Source organism: Bacillus sp. FAU20 (genome assembly GCF_056033865.1).
Genome location: NZ_JBVYHY010000021.1, coordinates 492,055 through 512,058 on the forward strand (window position 1 = coordinate 492,055; position 20,004 = coordinate 512,058).

Annotated in this window: 23 protein-coding genes; 2 read left to right on the plus strand and 21 right to left on the minus strand. The window is 35.0% G+C overall.

The window, feature by feature from the left end; translation table 11 throughout:
* Positions 1-2: 2 nt before the first annotated feature.
* The 3 genes from fliM to AC0OM3_RS16290 form a co-directional block, all read right to left on the minus strand.
* Positions 3-989 (minus strand): flagellar motor switch protein FliM, encoded by a 987-nt coding sequence (gene fliM, locus AC0OM3_RS16280; protein ID WP_000012356.1) that lies wholly within the window; start codon positions 987-989, stop codon positions 3-5.
* 14 nt (positions 990-1,003) lie between these two features.
* Positions 1,004-1,228 carry a flagellar motor switch protein FliN gene (locus AC0OM3_RS16285; RefSeq protein ID WP_000775712.1) on the minus strand — a complete coding sequence of 75 codons (225 nt, stop codon included), beginning with the start codon at positions 1,226-1,228 and terminating at the stop codon, positions 1,004-1,006.
* Between the two features lie 62 nt (positions 1,229-1,290).
* Positions 1,291-2,076: a lytic transglycosylase domain-containing protein gene (locus tag AC0OM3_RS16290; RefSeq protein ID WP_000635227.1), complete on the minus strand. Its 786-nt coding sequence runs from the start codon at positions 2,074-2,076 to the stop codon at positions 1,291-1,293.
* 257 nt (positions 2,077-2,333) lie between these two features.
* Here AC0OM3_RS16290 and AC0OM3_RS16295 point away from each other — a divergent pair, with 257 nt between their 5' ends.
* Positions 2,334-3,407, plus strand: a complete 1,074-nt coding sequence (locus AC0OM3_RS16295) for a flagellin N-terminal helical domain-containing protein (protein WP_474212415.1) — start codon at positions 2,334-2,336, stop codon at positions 3,405-3,407.
* Between the two features lie 257 nt (positions 3,408-3,664).
* Positions 3,665-4,465 carry a flagellin N-terminal helical domain-containing protein gene (locus AC0OM3_RS16300; RefSeq protein WP_474212417.1) on the plus strand — a complete coding sequence of 267 codons (801 nt, stop codon included), beginning with the start codon at positions 3,665-3,667 and terminating at the stop codon, positions 4,463-4,465.
* A gap of 95 nt (positions 4,466-4,560) precedes the next feature.
* On the opposite strand, the gene AC0OM3_RS16305 is transcribed toward AC0OM3_RS16300, so the two are convergent.
* The 18 genes from AC0OM3_RS16305 to AC0OM3_RS16390 all read right to left on the minus strand — a co-directional run bounded on the left by AC0OM3_RS16305 (position 4,561) and on the right by AC0OM3_RS16390 (position 19,992).
* Positions 4,561-5,508, minus strand: a complete 948-nt coding sequence (locus tag AC0OM3_RS16305) for a DNA-binding domain-containing protein (protein WP_474212600.1) — start codon at positions 5,506-5,508, stop codon at positions 4,561-4,563.
* A gap of 741 nt (positions 5,509-6,249) precedes the next feature.
* Positions 6,250-7,158 carry a chemotaxis protein gene (locus tag AC0OM3_RS16310; protein WP_000075943.1) on the minus strand — a complete coding sequence of 303 codons (909 nt, stop codon included), beginning with the start codon at positions 7,156-7,158 and terminating at the stop codon, positions 6,250-6,252.
* Positions 7,159-7,281: 123 nt separating this feature from the next.
* Positions 7,282-7,767, minus strand: coding sequence for a LysR family transcriptional regulator (locus AC0OM3_RS16315; RefSeq protein WP_474212418.1), 486 nt, complete (start codon positions 7,765-7,767; stop codon positions 7,282-7,284).
* Positions 7,768-7,981: 214 nt separating this feature from the next.
* Complete coding sequence (locus tag AC0OM3_RS16320; RefSeq protein ID WP_000198169.1) at positions 7,982-8,317, minus strand: DUF3964 family protein; 336 nt, start codon at positions 8,315-8,317, stop codon at positions 7,982-7,984.
* Between the two features lie 49 nt (positions 8,318-8,366).
* Positions 8,367-9,590 carry a flagellar hook protein FlgE gene (locus AC0OM3_RS16325; protein ID WP_000588321.1) on the minus strand — a complete coding sequence of 408 codons (1,224 nt, stop codon included), beginning with the start codon at positions 9,588-9,590 and terminating at the stop codon, positions 8,367-8,369.
* A gap of 16 nt (positions 9,591-9,606) precedes the next feature.
* Positions 9,607-10,185, minus strand: a complete 579-nt coding sequence (locus AC0OM3_RS16330) for a flagellar hook assembly protein FlgD (protein WP_001143462.1) — start codon at positions 10,183-10,185, stop codon at positions 9,607-9,609.
* Between the two features lie 3 nt (positions 10,186-10,188).
* A complete protein-coding gene (locus AC0OM3_RS16335; protein WP_474212601.1) occupies positions 10,189-11,298 on the minus strand; it encodes a flagellar hook-length control protein FliK in 1,110 nt (369 codons plus the stop codon).
* Between the two features lie 10 nt (positions 11,299-11,308).
* Entirely contained in the window at positions 11,309-11,719 is a 411-nt protein-coding gene (locus AC0OM3_RS16340; protein ID WP_474212421.1) for a cytoplasmic protein, read from the minus strand.
* A gap of 116 nt (positions 11,720-11,835) precedes the next feature.
* Entirely contained in the window at positions 11,836-13,140 is a 1,305-nt protein-coding gene (gene fliI / locus AC0OM3_RS16345) for a flagellar protein export ATPase FliI (protein ID WP_000088699.1), read from the minus strand.
* Entirely contained in the window at positions 13,137-13,826 is a 690-nt protein-coding gene (locus AC0OM3_RS16350) for a FliH/SctL family protein (protein WP_474212423.1), read from the minus strand. Before AC0OM3_RS16350 ends, fliI begins: the two co-directional genes overlap by 4 nt.
* Positions 13,813-14,817: a flagellar motor switch protein FliG gene (gene fliG, locus AC0OM3_RS16355; protein WP_000883364.1), complete on the minus strand. Its 1,005-nt coding sequence runs from the start codon at positions 14,815-14,817 to the stop codon at positions 13,813-13,815. The genes AC0OM3_RS16350 and fliG overlap by 14 nt, the downstream gene beginning before the upstream one ends.
* A gap of 13 nt (positions 14,818-14,830) precedes the next feature.
* Complete coding sequence (gene fliF / locus AC0OM3_RS16360; protein WP_474212425.1) at positions 14,831-16,405, minus strand: flagellar basal-body MS-ring/collar protein FliF; 1,575 nt, start codon at positions 16,403-16,405, stop codon at positions 14,831-14,833.
* Between the two features lie 22 nt (positions 16,406-16,427).
* Positions 16,428-16,727, minus strand: a complete 300-nt coding sequence (gene fliE, locus AC0OM3_RS16365) for a flagellar hook-basal body complex protein FliE (RefSeq protein ID WP_000701670.1) — start codon at positions 16,725-16,727, stop codon at positions 16,428-16,430.
* Between the two features lie 16 nt (positions 16,728-16,743).
* On the minus strand, positions 16,744-17,157 hold the full coding sequence (gene flgC / locus AC0OM3_RS16370; RefSeq protein WP_000484680.1) for a flagellar basal body rod protein FlgC: 414 nt from the start codon (positions 17,155-17,157) through the stop codon (positions 16,744-16,746).
* Positions 17,158-17,178: 21 nt separating this feature from the next.
* Positions 17,179-17,637: a flagellar basal body rod protein FlgB gene (gene flgB / locus AC0OM3_RS16375; RefSeq protein WP_370445031.1), complete on the minus strand. Its 459-nt coding sequence runs from the start codon at positions 17,635-17,637 to the stop codon at positions 17,179-17,181.
* A 319-nt stretch (positions 17,638-17,956) separates the two neighbouring features.
* Positions 17,957-18,229 carry a hypothetical protein gene (locus tag AC0OM3_RS16380; protein WP_001058088.1) on the minus strand — a complete coding sequence of 91 codons (273 nt, stop codon included), beginning with the start codon at positions 18,227-18,229 and terminating at the stop codon, positions 17,957-17,959.
* A complete protein-coding gene (locus AC0OM3_RS16385; protein ID WP_416807903.1) occupies positions 18,219-18,587 on the minus strand; it encodes a flagellar export chaperone FliS in 369 nt (122 codons plus the stop codon). Before AC0OM3_RS16385 ends, AC0OM3_RS16380 begins: the two co-directional genes overlap by 11 nt.
* Positions 18,588-18,609: 22 nt before the next feature.
* Positions 18,610-19,992 carry a flagellar hook-associated protein 2 gene (locus AC0OM3_RS16390; protein WP_474212429.1) on the minus strand — a complete coding sequence of 461 codons (1,383 nt, stop codon included), beginning with the start codon at positions 19,990-19,992 and terminating at the stop codon, positions 18,610-18,612.
* Positions 19,993-20,004 lie beyond the last annotated feature (12 nt).

Here is a 20,004-nt window from a genome sequence, read left to right on the forward strand (position 1 = left end):
TCCTACTCTACAAAACTTTTAAATAGGAGCGCCTTACGCGTTCCATCTTTTCCAATAAAACAATTAAATTTATGCTTTCCATCTACATAACCAAGTAATTCATCCGAAACTTTCGTATGAAGCGGAATAATATCGCCTTCTTCAATTTGTTCAATCTCACTCATTGTCATTTTCTGCTCACCAATTGCAACGTGAACAGGTTTGTACACTTGATTTACTTTCATTTCCACTTCAGACGTATACTTTTTACGCTTGTCTGAAGAATGTTCGACAATATTTTCAGACGTTAACTTATCCATAATTTCTTCAACAGATAAGAATGGAATTCCGATACGCACCGTCGTATTCCAAAAATCTGTTTTCATATTTACGTTAAGTAATGAAATGATATCGCTCGCTGTTGTAATCTTTAATGCATTCGGGTCTGTTTCCGTCGTTACAAATTTCGGTTCAATCGCAACAACACTTTCAAATGATTGCTCTAAATTTTTACAAAGAAGCAAGAATATATTATCAAGCGTTAAAAACTCAAACGCTGTTAACGGTCTGCGCATCGTAAAGTTACGCTTACTATCTCCGCCAAGCCAACATTCATGAATATAAATAACGAATGCTAAATCAATCTCAATAACAATTTCTCCAAGCTCTGGTAAACCGAGATCAATTACGCAATATAAATAATAATCTTTCGGCATTTTCTCCACATATTCACTCGTAAATGGAACTTGCTCAACTGTTGAAGGTTCTAGTTCAATTGGAATACGCATACGCGCTGATAACGTCTGTGACGTCTGCTTTCCAAACGTAGAAGCAATCGCTTGCAAACTACGTAAATGCTCAACACCGAACTTCTCTGGTCTATTAAAATCATACTCTTGAAATTTCTCTTGCTTTCCTGCTTCTTGTGCGAAAGCTGGCATTTCCTCGCCTTCATTTACCGCCTTCAGCAGGGCATCAATTTGCTCTTGGCTTAATTTTTCGCCACTCATGACAATCCCCTTCCCTACCTTTTCAATTCAACGATTTCAACGTACATCTTTCCATTCTTCGTCAAAATCTTTCCGGTTCCAATCTCTTCATTCTCAAGCATAAGACGCACCGTATTTTTCGTTGAATTTTCAAGACGATACAATGTACCTTTCGTAATATGAAGCAGATCTTCAATTTTCTTTTTCGTATTTCCGATTTCAAAATAAATTGTTAACGGAATATCATCTTGTAATTTCAAATCTAGCCAACTCCCATATCATGTTCACGAAAATTTCATGTTCTCTCTATATATGAAACTTCTTATTTTGAAACGTCGATATTTAATATTTTTTTAATATATCCTTGCGTTTCTTTAAATGGCGGTACGCCTCCGTACTTTCTCACATTACCAGGACCAGCATTATAAGAAGCAAGCGCCAATACTAAGTCGCCGTTATTTTTCTTTAAATAACCGCTTAACTCTTTCACGCCACCTTCAATACTTTCAGCTGGTGAAAAGGGATTCTTCACACCCATCTCCTTCACATTCGCTGGCATAAGCTGCATAAGTCCCATCGCACCGGCATGTGACACCGTTTTCGGATTAAAATTAGACTCTACCTCAATCATTTTTTGAATTAACGTTTTCGGAATTCCATATGTACGACTTACACGATCAATAATATCCTCATACTTCCCTTCATTGGAAGAACGTATTTTTTGAATATTATACTTCTTCGTTAATTCCCACGTATCAGCAGCCTCATTTTTCGTTTCTGGGAAACGTCGTTCAAACTCTTTTTGTGCAACTTGCACTTCATCTGCTTTCTTCGTTTCAGCCTTTTCTTCAGGCTTATTCGCTTCCTCTACTTTATTAATAGTTTCTACCGGCTTATTAACAACCGCTTCTATTTTCGTAGATTGTACCGGCTGACTCATATCTTCTATGTTTGCCGGCTGCGTAGTAGCCTTCGTCTCCTTCGCAGGTTCACTCTGCAACTTCTCTTGAAAACGACTACTAACGAATGCTTGTGGACTACTTAGCTTTTGCTGAATTTGTCCTTTTTTATATGCAAGCACTTCTTTTACTATATTTCCAACTATCATAATATCACCTTTTCGGTAAACAAAGATAATCTAATATTAGAGTTTTTTTTTAAAGTTTGCAATAATCCTTTTAATAATTATGTAATAAAAAAATGAATATATTGTTAAACTGTTATTTTTTTATATTTATTAATTCGAATTTTTAGTTGACACCCGCTATGACAGGGATTACAATAAATCTCGAAATTGATTTTTTCGCATATTACCGTTTTTCAATTTGCAGAAAAGTCAATATAAAAAAATGGGGGTTTCTTAACATGAGAATTAATACAAACATTAACAGCATGCGTACTCAAGAGTACATGCGCCAAAACCAAGCTAAAATGAGCAACGCTATGGACCGTTTATCAAGCGGTAAACGTATCAACAACGCTTCTGACGATGCAGCAGGTCTTGCAATCGCAACTCGTATGCGTGCTCGTGAAAGCGGATTAGGAGTTGCAGCTAACAACACACAAGACGGTATTTCATTAATCCGTACAGCTGATTCAGCAATGAACTCAGTATCTAACATCTTACTTCGTATGCGTGACCTTGCAAACCAATCTGCAAATGGTACAAATACATCTGAGAACCAAGCAGCTCTAGATAAAGAATTCGGCGCATTAAAAGAGCAAATCAATTACATCTCTACAAACACTGAATTCAATGATAAAAAATTATTAGATGGTTCTAATGAAACTATTGCAATTCAAACACTAGATAACGCTGATGAAGGTAAGAAAATTGATATTAAATTAGCAAACGTTTCTACCAAATCATTAAGTATTGATAAACTAACAATTAGTGGCGCATCACAAAAAACAGTTGATGATGTTGCAGCCAAATTTACTGCACTTAGCACAACAACTACTACTGACAAAGGTGATCTTCAAAAAGAAGTTGATGCTGTTATGACGGAATTCAATAAAGTTAAAGGGTCTATGTCTGCAGCAGATGCTAAAGCCGTTACTGACAAATTAACAGCTTACAATACAGCCGCAGATGCAGATAAAGCTACTACAGCTAAAGCCTTAGGCGGTGCGTTCGATAAAACAAAAGTAACTGTTGGTAATCCTAATGCTGCTGTCGCTGCAATTGACTCTGCACTAGAAAACATTGCATCTAACCGTGCAACTCTAGGTGCTACATTAAACCGTCTTGACTTTAACGTAAACAACCTGAAGAGCCAATCTTCTTCTATGGCTTCAGCTGCTTCTCAAATCGAAGACGCTGACATGGCGAAAGAAATGTCTGAAATGACTAAGTTCAAAATCTTGAACGAAGCTGGTATCAGCATGCTTTCTCAAGCAAACCAAACTCCACAAATGGTTTCTAAATTATTACAATAAGCCATTTGAGTTAGTTTCCTGAATAAACCTCTCTGCTTGCGGAGGGGTTTATTTTTTCTATATAGACAGATTATTTATAAAACTTTCTTTTTTATGTGGAAGAGAGTATCTGCGGTGCATAGAAGCGGTTAGTGCTTATCTTGATCCCCTCTTATGCTAAAACACAAATAGCAAATAAGCATAAGCCTTTTTATCTTTTCATGACCTTTTATTAACTTTAGAACACTAACTATATCAATCTATAAGGAGTGTCTATTATGCGTATTGGTACGAATGTTTTAAGTATGAATGCTAGGCAGTCGTTGTATGAGAATGAGAAACGTATGAATGTGTCAATGGAGCATTTGGCGACTGGTAAGAAGTTAAACCATGCTTCTGATAATCCCGCTAATGTTGCAGTTGTGACTCGTATGCATGCGAGAGCAAGTGGTATGCGAGTGGCGATTCGTAATAATGAGGATGCGATATCGATGCTTCGCACGGCGGAAGCTGCCCTTCAAACTGTGACAAATATTTTACAGCGTATGCGTGATTTAGCCGTTCAATCTGCGAACGGTACAAATTCAAATGCAAACCGTCATTCGCTGAATAAAGAGTTTCAGTCTTTAACAGAACAAATTGGCTATATTGGCGAGACGACTGAGTTTAATGATTTATCTGTATTTGACGGTCAAAACCGCCCTATTACACTAGACGATATCGGTCATACGGTAAATATGACGAAACATATTCCCCCTTCCCCTACACAACATGACATCAAGATTTCAACAGAACAAGAAGCAAGAGCGGCAATTCTTAAAATCGAAGAGGCTTTGCAAAGTGTGTCATTTCATCGTGCCGACCTTGGTGCAATGATAAATCGTTTACAGTTTAATATTGAAAATTTAAATAGCCAAAGTATGGCGTTAACAGATGCTGCATCTCGAATTGAAGATGCAGACATGGCGCAGGAGATGAGTGATTTTTTAAAGTTCAAATTATTGACTGAAGTTGCACTTAGTATGGTTTCACAAGCGAACCAAATTCCGAAAATGGTCTCTAAACTACTACAATCATAAAAATTAATCTTCCATTTTTGGAACGATTCCATACAAAACAAAAGGGAAATACATATAAACTATGTATCTCCCTTTTATTTTGTACCCAAATTTTATTACTGTGTTACCGTCATAACTTGTCCGCTACGGTCAACCATTATTTTCATTTTTCCGTCTTGTGCATTATATAGCCCGAGTTTATGTAATTCCATTTTACAATCTTGTACGAAAGTTGGTAATTTACGAATTTGATCGATATCAGAACTTGTAATGAAATGAATTAAAAGCTGCGTCATACCTTTAATATCTTGTACAAGCTCTTCTTTCTCTCGTTTTAGCCTTTCATTTTCTAGTTGTAACGACTGCAATTCACCTTCTAGACTACGTGTATTCTTTGCTTCTCTAGAACGCCCTGCTGCCATGCTAGAAAGCTTATAAATACCTTCCATAAACTGATGTAGTTCGTCTTCTTTCCTTTCACTACATTGATTAATTGTTTCAAAGTTATCAACGATACCAGATATAACTGTTACAAGATTTTTTTCATCCTCTTTATGCTGGATTTCTTCTTTTAATTCGTACTCGTTTTCTTGTTTTCTTGCAACCATTGTCTCTTTTACTGGTATATATTTTCGCTTTCGTCCTGGTTTTTGTTTTTCAATATTTTCAAACGGTATTTCACGTTTTTTCAATTTATAATACGTATTTTGCAATTGACTTTCTGTTTTTGGAAAAAGATTTAGTTCATTTTTACTTACGTATTTTGAAATATTTAAAATGTTTAAACCGTGACGTTGACAAAATTGATACACTTCATACAGTAGCTCTAGTTCAGACTTCAGCCATGTAATTGCTGATTTTTCATATGCTCGCATCCCGCCATTTTTTTCTATATCTATTTGAAATAATACCATTCTATTATGTAAATCAACTAACTCTTCATACTTTACTTGGAATTTTTTTTCTATTTTTTTTAATTCCGCTTCTAGTTGCATATCGTTCATTTTATTATTTGACATGTTTTGCAAAAGACCTAATACATTAATTGCTGTGTGGTGATACATACTCTGTGCCACTCCCCCTCATCCTTTCACAATTCTCATCTGACTCCCATGTCTTTTAAGAAAATAGCAATTTTTACATATCCATATTATAACAGTTCGAAATTATCTGTCAAATAATAAACATACAAAAATGTATAGAAAGTATAAAAATTTGGAAAATGTTTTTTTATTAACATGCAAAATTGCATATTAATTACATTTAATTATATTATATGGTATTTTGAATGTTTTTTCACCGAAAAAATTTGCGTTACCACGAAATATTACTAAAATAACAATCGAAAATACGTTTACTTATATTTTTAAATCAAAAATCTCTAAATAAAGATTATTCGCACATACAGCGACAAACACCCAAGAAACCTTTCATTTTTCTACCAATTTAAAGTATATAATACTAAAAAGGAACTAGCCAATGCTACACATGGCTAATTCCTTCCCCTCTCTAACAAAATAGAGTTATAAACCCAGTCTTCAAATCCTCAATCAAAGTCTCACTTCTTCTTACCTAAAACTACTTCATACCTCTGAACTCACATCGCATGAGACTCTATTAAGCACTGAAAACTTCCTTACATAAGTAGTTCCTCTATTCCTACTAAATAGAAAAATGTTATACGCCAGCTCTTCTACTTACCTATAACCACTCCATATCTCTGGTCTCAACATCGCATAGGGCTCTATTAAGCACTGACCGCTCAACACTTAGCTAGAGCTTCTATTCCGGCTAAATAGAAGCTTTTAAAGCACTAACTTATCAACTAAACCAATTAGCTCTTGAATATCTGGCTTACTTACTTGAGCATTTGCTCCTACAGCTTCACCTTTATGGAATAATTCATTTGTAATTAATGAAGAGAAAATAATGACTGGTAAACGATTCATTACTTCACTATCCTTAACCACTTTCGTTAAATGATGTCCATCCATTTTTGGCATTTCAATATCCGTAATTAGCAAGTGAATATGTTCAAACATTTTTTCGCCTTGCTCTTTCGCTAATTTTTCAATTTGTGCTAACGCTTCTGCACCATTGCTGAAGAAGTTCATTTTCGTATATCCAGCTGATGATAATGTTTCTTCTAATATTTGGCGAAGCATTGCTGAATCTTCTGCAATATAAATTACTTTTTCAGCTCGATCTGTTTTTTGTTCTAACCCTGCAATTGATTTATTGTCATAACCAGTGCCGCTAATTTCACATACAATTTTTTCATAATCTAATAGTAAGATGATTTTGCCATCTAGTTTTACAATACCAGATGTCGTTTCTTCTAGTCCCATAGATAATGAAGCTGGTTCATCAATTTGTTCCCACGAAATACGTTGAATACGATGTACTTCATCCACGCGGAAAATAACTTTCATTTGGTTTAATTCTGAGATGATAAATTTCGTTTGATCAAGTGGCTTTGTTGACTTTAAATTAAGAGCCATTGCCAAGTTAATAACAGGTAAAATTTCACCACGTACTTGAACAACACCTTCAACTGCATGATGAGATTCTGGCACAGTTGTAACAGGGAATGGATTAATGATTTCACGTACTTTCATAACATTAATACTAAATAGGTTTTCACCAACAGTATACGTAACAATCTCTAATTCATTTGTTCCGCTTTCTAATAAAATACTTTGTGCTTGTGACATAAAGGTGTCGCTCCCCTTCCATTAATTCCGTATATCTAATTATTAAGCTTTATAAAAGAGAAAAAGTCAACTACCTATATAAAAAATATAGATAGTCGAACGATTCACTTTATTAAAAAACAATTAATCTTGTATAAACGAAGCAAGTGCCTCTAATAAAACTTCTTGTGCTCCTACAATTTCTGTCGGCATTGCTTCCCATTTTTTCAAAAGCTCCGTCTCTACTCTTATTCTCAGCTCAGAATTCATTTCTGCTAGCACATATTCTTTCGTTGCTATATCAACATCAAGTAGCGCGAGTGCATATAATTCCGGGTCATTTATTTTTTCGAATAATCGTTTTAATACTACCGGTGCTATATGTTTTAATTTTTCAATATGAATTTCCTTATCCGAAAATAGTAACTCATATTGAATAAACGTAACATTTTCTTTAATCACTTTAAAATAACAATTATTTTTTTTATCATTCACAAAATAACCGTTTGGATCTGCGATAATACTCTCTACTTTACGAATTAAATCTGGCAAACTATTCGCCGCCATTACAGTTCGCTGCTCAACCTCACTCGGCGAAATGAATGTAACGCGATACTTATTTTGCACCATCCTCCTCACCTCTCCTTTTATAGAAATTCAGTCTAATTGTATACTACAACTACCTTAAATTAACTTAAAACTATTTTATATTACCACTTCTTACACTACCACACTACTCTAGTAACGCTACATATCTCTGGTCTTACACATCGGTCGGGACTCTATTAGGCACTAACCGCTCCAAAACATCGCCAGGTCCTCTCTCAAAACCTAAAAAGTGCTTTTAAGAACCTTTCAATAACTCTATGTTATTAAACCAAAACGCTATCTGCTGATCCGTAATATTTGGCAACATAACAAAAAACTCACGGCACTTCATCTCATCCTTAAACAGTTGATACTTCCAAACAGTATCGCTACCAACACTTATGAAATAAAACTCATGGATACGGCCAATGATTGCTTGTTTTTCGCCAAATGAATACGGAGGCACTTGCTTAATTTCAAATTGATCTGGTAAATATACATGCTCTTCTCGTTCTATTTTTAATACTTGCTCGGCAAGTTCACGTTTATTTTCGAAAAAAGGCAATTGTAAAATTCGCTCTTGTCTTGTCATACGAATAAAAAACCCTTTCTACTCCATTACATTTTTTCCATGCGATATATTATCGAATTAAGTTTACAACTTCATTTAATACTTCATCTGAAACTTTAATTACTTTCGCATTTCCTTGGAATCCGCGTTGGTATAACATTAAGTCAACGAATTCTACAGATAAATCTACGTTAGCACCTTCTTGTGCACCACCGCGTACTTTACCTGCACCGTTTTGACCAGATGTACCAAGAGCTAAAATACCTGTTGTATTCGTTGCTGTATAGTTACCATTACCTGTTTTCATTAGTCCGCCTTCGTTCGGGAACATTGCAACAGCTAATTGACCTGCAGATTTCATACTTCCATCAGAATATTTTACCATTACGTATCCACCGTCAGCAATGAAGCAATCTTTAACCGTGGCTGCTGCTCTACCATCTACGTCTGTTACTGATAATGTTTTATCTGTTGGATGATTTGTTAAATGGCTTAAGTCTAATTTTATAGAACCGCCATCAAATGGAATATTGGCTCCTTGCTCTTTCGGATTTGGATTTCCAACAGCATCAAATGTCATATTACCACCTGCACCTGGAACATCTTTAAACTCTGTTTCTTTTTTCGAGTCATTGCGCATTTGTACTTTATATGTATAGTTATGTTCACTCGTTTGTTTAAACTCTACACGCATTGTCCATGTATTCCCCGCATTATCATATACAGGTAAATCTTGTGTAATTTGTTTTTCACCAGTTGGAATATTCCCTTTAATTGTCCCTTTCGATGTTCGAATACCACCAATTGCTGTTCCCATTGGAATTTGCAACGGTCCTGGAATTCCAGATAAATCAACTTCACCAGTTGCCTCATTTGCAGGGTAGGCAAATACGTATTGACCTTCAGTATTCGTAATATAGTAATCTGAAGATATCCCAAACGTACCTTTACGAGTAAATTCCATATTTCCGCCTTTTGAATCACCTACAACGAAGAAACCATTACCTTCCATTGCTGCTTGTGTTTTGCCACCTGTTAACGTAATTGTACCATCACTATAATCCGTAACCGTACCACTCATTTTCACACCGTTACCAATACTTTTCGGATTCGTTCCTGCGTACTTACCGTCACCTTTTGCACCAATCGAATTGTTATATAGTAAATCATCAAACATTGCTTTTTGTTTTTTATAACCTACTGTTTGTGCATTGGCAATATTATTTGAAGTTACACTTAATGCATTTTGTGTTGCATTCATCCCTGTAATACTTGTATATAACGCTTTAATCATAACGTATGGACACTCCTTATGAATTTGTAGTTTTTACTTCTTCAGTTACTTTTTGATCGTCTTTCTTTGCGTCTTCTGGATTCGTTTCCCCAATCGGTTTATCAGACACTCTCTCAACGAAACGAAGAGAGACAACTTTATTATTAATAACGAGCTGTACATCGTTATTTTCCGCAAGACGAACCGTTTCTACTTGACCGGTTACTTTGTTTCCGTCACCGTCAACACCTCTTACGTATTTCCCTAAAAACTTCATTCCACCATCAAGTGCTGTTGAATACATCGTTGATTGCAGCTTATCTACCGCTTTCGTCATATTCTGTACTTGTTCCATAAGAGATAACTGCGCTGTCTGATTCATCATTTGATTCATATCCATCGCATTAAATGGATCTTGATGTTGGAAACTTGATAAAAACAATTTTAAGAAATCATCTTTCCCCATTACCCCAGGAGTCTTTTGCGCTCCTGCTGAAACTCCATTACTTTGTTGCACTGGCGATTGTACACCATTAACAGGTACATTACTTTTTTGCGCTCCTGCTTGTAACGGAATATGATTTGTACTCGTTGTATTTAATCCAACTGTTGGCACGCTTTATTCCTCCAATAATCCCGCAAATTCTGTTGATTGTTGTTTTTCATGATTTGTATTTGCTAATTTCTGTTTTTGCCTTTGCTCTTGTTCTCGCTGTTCTTTACGATTTTCATCTTTATCTGAATAGCTAATTTGAATATTGATTTCTTTTTCTTTTAACTTTAATCTCAATTCATCAAAAATGATTTCAACACGTTTTTTCGCATCGTGTTTTTCCATTTCTACGTGAACGTCAATTTGATCTCCGTGTTTTTTCATAAACACTGTTAATGTACCAAGTTTTTCTGGATTTAACTGGAATAAAACACGTTCTTGTTTCACTACAAATTTTTGCAGCGCTTCTACTTGCGCTTCCATTTTCTTTCCTAAGTCAGGTAATGAAACTTTCTCAGCACCACTATTTGATTTCCCTATTTGTTCGGTACTCGTCGTTTTATTTAATAATTCTGCACCTGCAGAGCTCGAATCGTTTAATGCATCAACCTCAGGCAACTCTACCTTTGTATCATCGCTCTCAGCTTTCGGAAGATCTACGTCTTTAAACTCTTCTTGTTCCTTTGCAATATTACAAGTTTCTGTTTCTACAGCCTTCAATGCTTGCATCGCTTGCTCTGGCATCTTCATTTTGTCTAATACCATTTGCATTGTATCTTCTAAACATATAGCATTTTTGATATTCATATTTGAAAGAAGTTCTTGTAATTGTTGTAATTCAGCTGCAGGTAATTCATTAAGTTTAATATTGCCATATTCTTTATATAGCTCTTGTATTTTTTGTATGTATTGATATAACAATTCCGGTTGGACATGTAATTGCTCAATTGCAACCATTTGCTCAGATACAGCTAATAACAACTGTTCTGTCTCTTTTTTTTCTTCTTTCTTTACAATTGGTTCTTCTTTCGTTACCGATGGTTTAGAAAGAATATAATCTTTTTTCTCTTCTTTCGGTGCTTCTTCTCGTTTCGTTTTCTCCGTTTGCGGCTGTTTTTTATTTTCCATTCTCATCGTACGATCGAATGAAGAATCTTCATTTTTTGATTGTACTTCTAGCCCTTTTTCTTTTTGCGGAGGTAAACTTTGTTGCACCGGTAATACAGACTGTATCACTACATTCACCTCATCCATTCATACACATTTTCAAATCCAGAAGCATTTTTTCTTCCAGCTTTTCTTGTGCTTTCGCAAACTTTTTGCAATCTTCTTGATACATCTCATCAATGACACGTTCTTTTTCTTTTACTTGCTCTAAAAGGCTTTCATTTTTTTGAATAAAACCTTCCGTTTTTTTAATTTTTCGATTCCATTCTTCTATTCTTTCAGGTGAAAACGTATGTGAAGAAAGCATGCCAGCCATAATACGTTGCCCAGTTTGTACGACTTTACTACGCGATTTCACAACATATAAATCATATTCTTTTTTTTGTTCTATTTTTCTTTTTTCAGCTGTTAATTCATACACTTCTTTTAAAATATGTTCTTTTTCTTGATTTATTTGCAATTTTATTGTGTCGTACTGCTGTTTATCCACCTGTTTTCATAACCCCTTTCTATTATAACGTTCTCTTTTTCTATTATATAGTTTTTTCCCAAAAAAATCTGTGAAATATTAAAAAACAAAAAAATAAGACCTCTTATGCAGAGGCCTTATACTATATGCTGTATCGCTTCAACGATATCATCAAATTGGAAACTATCCGATCGACCTTGCTTTAAAAATGTATTTATGCCTTCTACTTTATTTTTACATTCAAAAATATAAGCATTTTCTTCATTTTCTTGAATCGTTCCTAGCTTAAAATACAATTCATTTTCTTTATAAATTGATAAAATCTTTCTCATTTCATTTGCAAGTTGCCAATGATGTGGCGAAACAATTTCTTCCATAATCCTACTTACTGAATCTAATACTGAAATTGCAGGATAATGACTAAGCGTTGCAAGCTCACGCTTTAATACGATATGTCCATCTAAAATACCACGTGCTAAATCTGGTACAGGACCATTTAAATCATCCCCATCAACAAGCACCGTATAAATACCTGTTATAGATCCCTTTTGTGTTTTTCCGGACCGCTCTAACAACTTCTTCATATAACTTTCCATTAACAGTGTTTTACCACCAATCGGTAACTCTTTAACAGCAATATCAACACTTCTTCGTGCATCGGCAAAACGAGTAACAGAGTCCATCATAAGTAATACGTTATTACCTTGATCACGGAAGTATTCAGCAATAGACGTTGCGAGTTTCGCTGCACGAAGTTGCATAAGATGACTTTCATCTGACGTCGCTACAACAACGACGCTTTTTCGCATACCTTCCTCGCCTAACTCTTTTCGAATAAAGTCTTTTACTTCCCGGCCACGTTCCCCTACTAAACTAATAACGTTTATATCAGCTTTTGCATTTTTTGCTATCATTCCAAGTAAAGTTGATTTACCAACACCTGACCCAGCAAAAATACCAATCTTTTGACCGATACCAATTGTTAGCATAGAATCAATTGATTTTATTCCTGTTTCAAATACATCGGTAATCTCTTCACGTTCAAATGCATGTATAGGTGGTGCATCTAGTTTTATTTTCTGTAATGGAATGTTTTCAGCTTCCTCATTTAACACTTCACCATTTGCACTTAACACTTTTCCGAGCAAGTGATTACCACGTGGTACAACAACATCTTCTGAAACTAATGTCACTGAATCTCCATAACATACTTTTTCTGTCTGTTCAAATGGAAGTAGCATATTATTTTCTTTTTCAATGGCAATCACTTCACATAAGACGTTATGTTCTCCAACGAAGCAAACATCTCCAATCTTCGCTTTCGGCCCTTTTGCTACGAAAAACTGTTCTTGTACACTATGAACTTTGCCTACTTTCGTATACAGCGGTGTTTTAATAAACTTATTCCATTTTTCGTTCTCATTCATTAACAGGCGGCTCATAGATTTTGCTCCTCAAATAACTTCTCTTCTTCCCATTTCTGACGAAGTTTTGCAAATATAGGTGCAAATTTAAATTCAAAGAACTCTTTCTCTTCTTCCAGAACAAATTCACCAAACTGCAAGGAGAAATCATATTTCCATTCTACTAATTGTAGTAACCAATATTCTTTCGTATTCTCCTTCTCTTCTTGAATACGTTCAAACGTTTCTGGATGTACTGTAATGATTAATTTTTCAAACGAAGTTGGCAATGTTTGCACGATGCCAGTTAAAATAGGTAACACATCAAGCAATCGTGAATCTACCGCTTGATTCACGATTTTTTCTGCTAGATGAAAAGATTGATCCCATAATAACTCTGTCCATTCATACGCTATTTCTTGTTGTTCTTTTTGAAATTGCACACGCGCTGCTTCCATCTGTTCCATTTGCTCATGAATATGCATTTGAAATTGTTCTTTATCTTGTAATAACTGCTGCCGCTCTCGTTCTAGCATTTGCTGCTCTTGCCTTAGCTGATTCATTTCCATATGTAATGATTCTTGCTGGGCGCGAAGTTCTGCATGATCAGCTTGTAATTCTTCCTCTTCTATTTGAACTGAAGCTGGTTTTGGAAATTGTAATTCATACGTTTCTTCAGAAAAAGAAACAGAATTCTTCGGAATTCTGTTTTTAAATAAGGACATCCTCTTCACCTCTTTGAACGATAATTCTTCCTTCTTTCTCTAGCTTTTTCACTGTACCAGTGATCGTTTGCTGCGCTTTTTCAGCATCCGTCATCTTAAGCGGTCCTAAGCCATCTAATTCTTCTAGAATCATCTCTTTACGGTTTGAAGACATACATGTAAATAATTTCTCTTTAATTTCTTCTTTTGCAATTTTAAGTGCTTTCGCAAGAACACCGTTATCTGTAATTTCTTCTAATACACGGCGAAGCGCAAGATCTTCAAGACCAAGTAAGTCTTCAAAGACAAACATATTTTCTTTAATTTTCTCAGATAACTCATAATCGACTTCATCCAGCTTTTGAAAGACTGTTTTTTCAACACCTCGTGAAACATTATTTAAAATATTTACGATTGTTTTCAAGCCATCAGTTTTATTAATTGCACTAAATGCCATATTATTTAATTTCGATTTTAACAACTCACCAATTTGATTAATTAACTCACCATCAACTTGTTCTAGTTTCGCTATACCCATTACCGTTTCAACGCGCTTATGATCTGGCAATCTCTCAATTAATTGAGACGCAAGTTGCGGTTTAATATAAGAAGCGATAATTGCAATTGTTTGTGGTGACTCATCATTAAGCACTGTAAGAAGTGGCTCTAAATCTGTAAGTGAATTTAAGAACTCAAACGGATTATCTTTGTTATACCAAAGATCTTCCAATAATTTTTCCAGTTCGTCTTCTGGCATGTTTTTAAATATGCGACGAATGTATTCTTTATCTGGAGTGACTAAGTTCAATTCTTTTACATTTAGTTCATATAAGAACTCTCCTAGTACATTTTCTAACGTTTCTGGTTTGTATACACGAAACTTTGCGATTTCACGAAGTAATACTTCTTTTTCCTCAGCTGTCATATATTCAATGACTTTTGCTGCCACCCCTTCTTCTAATGTACGAATAAGGATGGCAGCTTTTTCTTTGGAGGAGATTTCATCTAACATCGTTGTTCCTCCCTTACTGTCCGTTTAACCATTTTTTAATTACTTTTGCAGTTCCTTCTACATGTTCTTTCGTAGCATCCTGCACTTGTTCATCTAACGTTGGTTCTTTCGGTTCTTCTGGTTCAGGTTTTGGCTCTGGCACTATTTTTTCTTCAGGAATTTCCAAGATACTTTCATTACTTGCAGCAATTTCCTCTTCTGCTAAGTATTCTTCATATTCCTCTTCTTCTTTCTTTCTCTTACGTCTTGCTAATAAGAACCATACTAGGCCACCAATCGCTAATAAGCCAGCTGTAATTCCACCGAATAACCACCAGTTCATACCACTTTTTTCTGGCTCTTTCTCTTTTTCAGCTTTCGGCTGATCGAACTGAACAGTTACAACGTTAACTTGACCATTTATAAAGTTACCGTTCGGATCAGCTTGAAGTCCTGCCGCTGTTCCAATTGCTTCTTTAAAAGTTGTCATATCAATTCTACGTTTTACTAACGTATCATTGTCTACCCATACAACAACATTTGTTTTCGTTAATTCTGGGTGTTTCTTAATTGTTTCAACTGTTTTATCTATTTCATAGTTTTCGATTTTGTTACCATTTTTATTATCATAGACAACTTTACCATTTTGATTATTGTTCGTACCGTAGTTTGGCACTTCACCGTTCGCTGTAATACCAGCACCTTGCTTCGTATCTGCCCCTTCTTGCGCAGTAGAGCTTTCCTCTTGCTCTTGTTTACTACGAAGTACACCTTTATCACCATACTTTTCTGACTGACGTGTAACTTCATCGTAGTTTACAGATACTTTCGTATTCACTTTATATTCATTCGGTTTAAACATCGTCATTAACGTTGCATCAATGTCCTGCTTTAATTTACCTTCAATTTGCTGCTGCATCTCTACTTCTTTCTCATAAGAAGAGGAACTACTAGAATGTGCTTCATCTGCTCCTTTTGAGATAACACCTTTTTTACTATCAATAACGCTTACTTCTTCTGCCTTCACACCAGGAACTGCTGCACTAATCATTTGCTGTATACCTGCAACTTGATCAGCTGTTAACAATTGGCCACGTTTCACTCCAACCGTAATCGCCGCTGTTCCTTTTGCTTTTTCTTCATCAAAAATTGTCTCTTTTTCAGGCAATGTAATTTGAACATTTGCCGTTTCAACTGTCGCAAAGTTTCTTACAATATCTTGCTCCAATTGCTTCTTCGTACCGACAATTTGCTTCATTTTTTTATCTTGTTCACTTGAACCGAGAGAGCTTTCTAATAAAATTTCTTCACCGCTTTTCGAATTAAACGGTAAGCCCATCCCATTCATTTCTTTTCGAACCCATGGAGCATCATTCTTTTGCACACGAATTGAACCATCGGCCGCTAATTGGTAATCGACACCTAACTTCGATAATTCTGCTGTAATCTCTTGTTTATCTGCATCATTTAAATTTTGATATACAACAACATATTTATCTGGCAAGGTGAAGTATAAAAGTGCTCCTGTTACAATCGCTAAAAGCGCAGCACCGATTACTAACTTATGCCACGTTTTTAACGATTGGATAACATTTTTCATCTTTTCCATTTAAACACACCCGTCCACTTTCCTAAATTTGCATATTAATTAGTGACTTATAATTTTCAATAAGATTATCACGTACGAGAGCAGCCGTTTTCATTTGAGATTCAGCTTTCTTTTGCTGAATTAAAACGTCATGTGTTTCTCCTACCCCTTTAGTTAGTAAATCATATACTGCTGTTTGTGCATTGTTTTGCGTTTGATTCATATCTTCCAATAAATCAATAAACTTTTTCTCCGGAGCTACAGATGTTTGAGAAGTTTTCGGTGCACCAATTGACTGAATTGCTCCAAATGGTTGTGTATGTAACATTGGTTGAATTTTCATATTACGATCTTCCCCCTTATCCTCGGCCGATTTCTAAATCTTTATCAAGCATTTTTTTATTCGCATTTAATACACTCGTATTCGCTTCATACATTTTTTGAGCAACCATTACATTCGTCATTTCAGCAGTTACATCAATATTTGGATAACGTACATATCCTTCTTCATTTGCGTGCGGATGCGTCGGATCATACACTAAATTTTCCGTTTTGTCTGCTTCAATACTTTTTATTTTTACTCCATTAGTAGGAGCCCCATCTAACATACTTGCAAAACTATTGTTTGATTCTAATACCACACTACGACGCTCATATAAATCTGCCCCCGGAGCCGCCGTCGTATTTGCATTTACAATATTGTTAGAAGTAACTTCCATCCACTTTCTCGCTGTCGTTAGCCCTGAGCCACTTGCATTAATTGCCTGAAACATCCGTTGTCTCTCCTTCTACTTTTAACGTCCGCGTGCCGCTTGGTTAATTGCATATTGTGTATTAATTGCGTTAATTGAAATACCGTATAACTGATTTGCTTTCATTAAATCTAGCATTTCTGTCGTTACATCCACACTATTTCCGTCTTTATTCGTTTGCATTGATTTTGTTTGAATCTTTGCATATGTATTTTTCGTATTTACTGTCGGTAAGTGCATTTCATTCGTTTGATATAAATCTGGATTGCTCTTTAAATCAGCCGCATTATTTTTATATAACGCACTACTTTTATTCATCTGCTCAGCAAATGTTACATCTTGTGCTTTATAGCCAGGTGTATTCGCATTTGCAATATTACTAGAAACAGTATTTCGTTTCGTCACTAAATAATTCATATAATGGCTTACATCACTCACTAAATCTGGCATATTCCACACCCTTCCTTTTCTAACGTAATGATCCACTGATAGAAGTTTCACTTCATTATTTATTTTCTTATATGCGTTTATTAAAATATTTACTATTATGTACCCTTACATATTTTATTCCATTTTTTCATTGTTGTCTTTAGAAAAATACAAAAATATAAAAAAAGAATGCAAAAAACTGTATACACATAGTAATCTATAGAACATTTCAATATATAAACTACAAACTAAAGTCCATTTTTCTATTATTTAGATTACTATTATTTTTTTCATCACAGTCATAAAATGAAACCTCAATCAGCGGAGTTCTTTATGTAAACGAAGGAATAGACCCCCTTTTAAAAGGGGAATCTGTTTCCAGACGTTATTATTAATATTTACCGTAAAATGAATTAGCCTTCATTCGCCCATCATTTGTCATAATCATTTCTTCCAAAATCTTTTGCTTATCTCGAATATGTTGAGCTGCCTTAATAATGAATGGGCTTACCTCCGCTGCAACTTGCGCACGCGTTTCTTCATCCAATGTCATCATCCAGCGATTTAACATCTCACTCTTCTCAGCAAACTCTCTGTCTGACACTTGCAATTCACCGATTTCATTAAAACAGCTGACAAACGTCCGATAAATATCATTGTTCATTTTCAAGTGCTCCGCGGTAACCGTCTATTAAATCTTGTAACACTTTCACAATTGCATCAATATCTTTCGCTTCACGCGTTACTTTCATCGTTTGAATTTGAATGCTAATCCAATCATATAAACCATAGAGACTATCATATAAATCTTTCGTAATCTCAGGATTTAATTGAAGCTTTAGTTCTTCAAAAATACGTTCTAATTTTTCAAGAAGTGCGTTCCCTTCTTGTAATTTAAAAGTATGTAAAAGTTCTTCTAAATTACGAAACTCTACAATACATCTTTCATAAATAAAAATTGTATTTTTAATCGGATTACTCGTCATAATATCATTTTGCATATAACGTTGCCATGCTTGCATACGATCACTTCCTCAACTTTCATTAATCATCACTTTTTTGTTTTGTCATTGCTTTAATTGTTTTTAGTTGGCTATCAAGCGCCGCTAATGTACTCTCTAGCTTTTGATACTTCTTCACAATATCATTTTGTTTGTCCAAATTTTGCTTTTCAATATCTTGAATCTTTTTATCTAAATCACTTACACGTGAGTCAATATTTTTTACTCTCTCTCCAACTACACCTTTATCACCGAATAGTTTATCAAGCGGTTCTTCCATCATTTTTCCTAAACCGTTAGAACTAAAGAAAAATTGCTTCGCTGCATCTGGCTTCTCTTTTAATGCTTTCGTTAACTTTTCGTCATCAACTTCCATCGTTCCATCTTGCTTTAATTGAATACCAAATGTGAATAAATAATTACCATCTTGAGAAAATGTTACGACATTGTTCATTGCCTGACGTACACTTTGCATAATAGCTTGACCTTGGAAAGCTCCACCTTTTCCAGCAAAGATATCTACTGTAGAAACAGCTTTATTATAATCAGCTACCATTTTTTTAATAACATTCGATGCATCTGTTACGTTTGAGTCATTTACTGTAAATTTTAGATCTATACCTTTTGCTTTTGGATCTGTTGTTGTACCAGCATCTAGCGCTCCTTCTACTTTCGGCTCAGTTACCTTTAACAACTCAATTTTCACACCAGGAAGAGCTTCAATTGTATTAGTAGAACCTTCCCCTTTGATACCATTAATAGTATACATAGCATTTTGTGCTTCATTGATTGTATTGAGCGCTGTTCCATCCGCCTTAGCTAAACCCATATCTTGAAATAGTGTAGATGTGTTTGCCTCAAACTTAATCTGTCCATCTGTTCCCTCTTTTTTCGAGGTCATGAAAATTTTATTTCCAAGTGTATAAGCTGATACGCCATAATCTCCATCATTAATCTTATTAATTAAATCTTTATATGTCATATCAGTTGTTACTTTTAATTCTTTACCACCTAGTTTTAATACTTCATCTTTAGGAAGCTTTGCATTTATATCTTTAATTTCATTTGAAGCTATTTGATGACGCTGTGCAAGCTGTGTAATCGTCATATTAAAAGTTCCTGCAATCGCACCACCATCAGCTTTTACATTAATATAACCGTCTTGTGTTGTAGTTACTTTTTTCTCATTCCCTTTAAAAGCCGCTAAGTTTTTAAACGTTTGTGTGAAAGAACTAAATTCTGATTTTAAACTTGTATATAATAGTTTATCATTTGTGAGATCATTCTTTTCCTTCGTATACGGTGTTTTCCTCATATCTAAAGCATTCATTTCTAATTCGACGAAGTTAGAAGTATCGATCATATTATTTCCGAGGTTCCAAATTTGTTGTCTACCGCCAATACCTGTCATCGTTGTTCCTGCCATTTTTCTCACTCC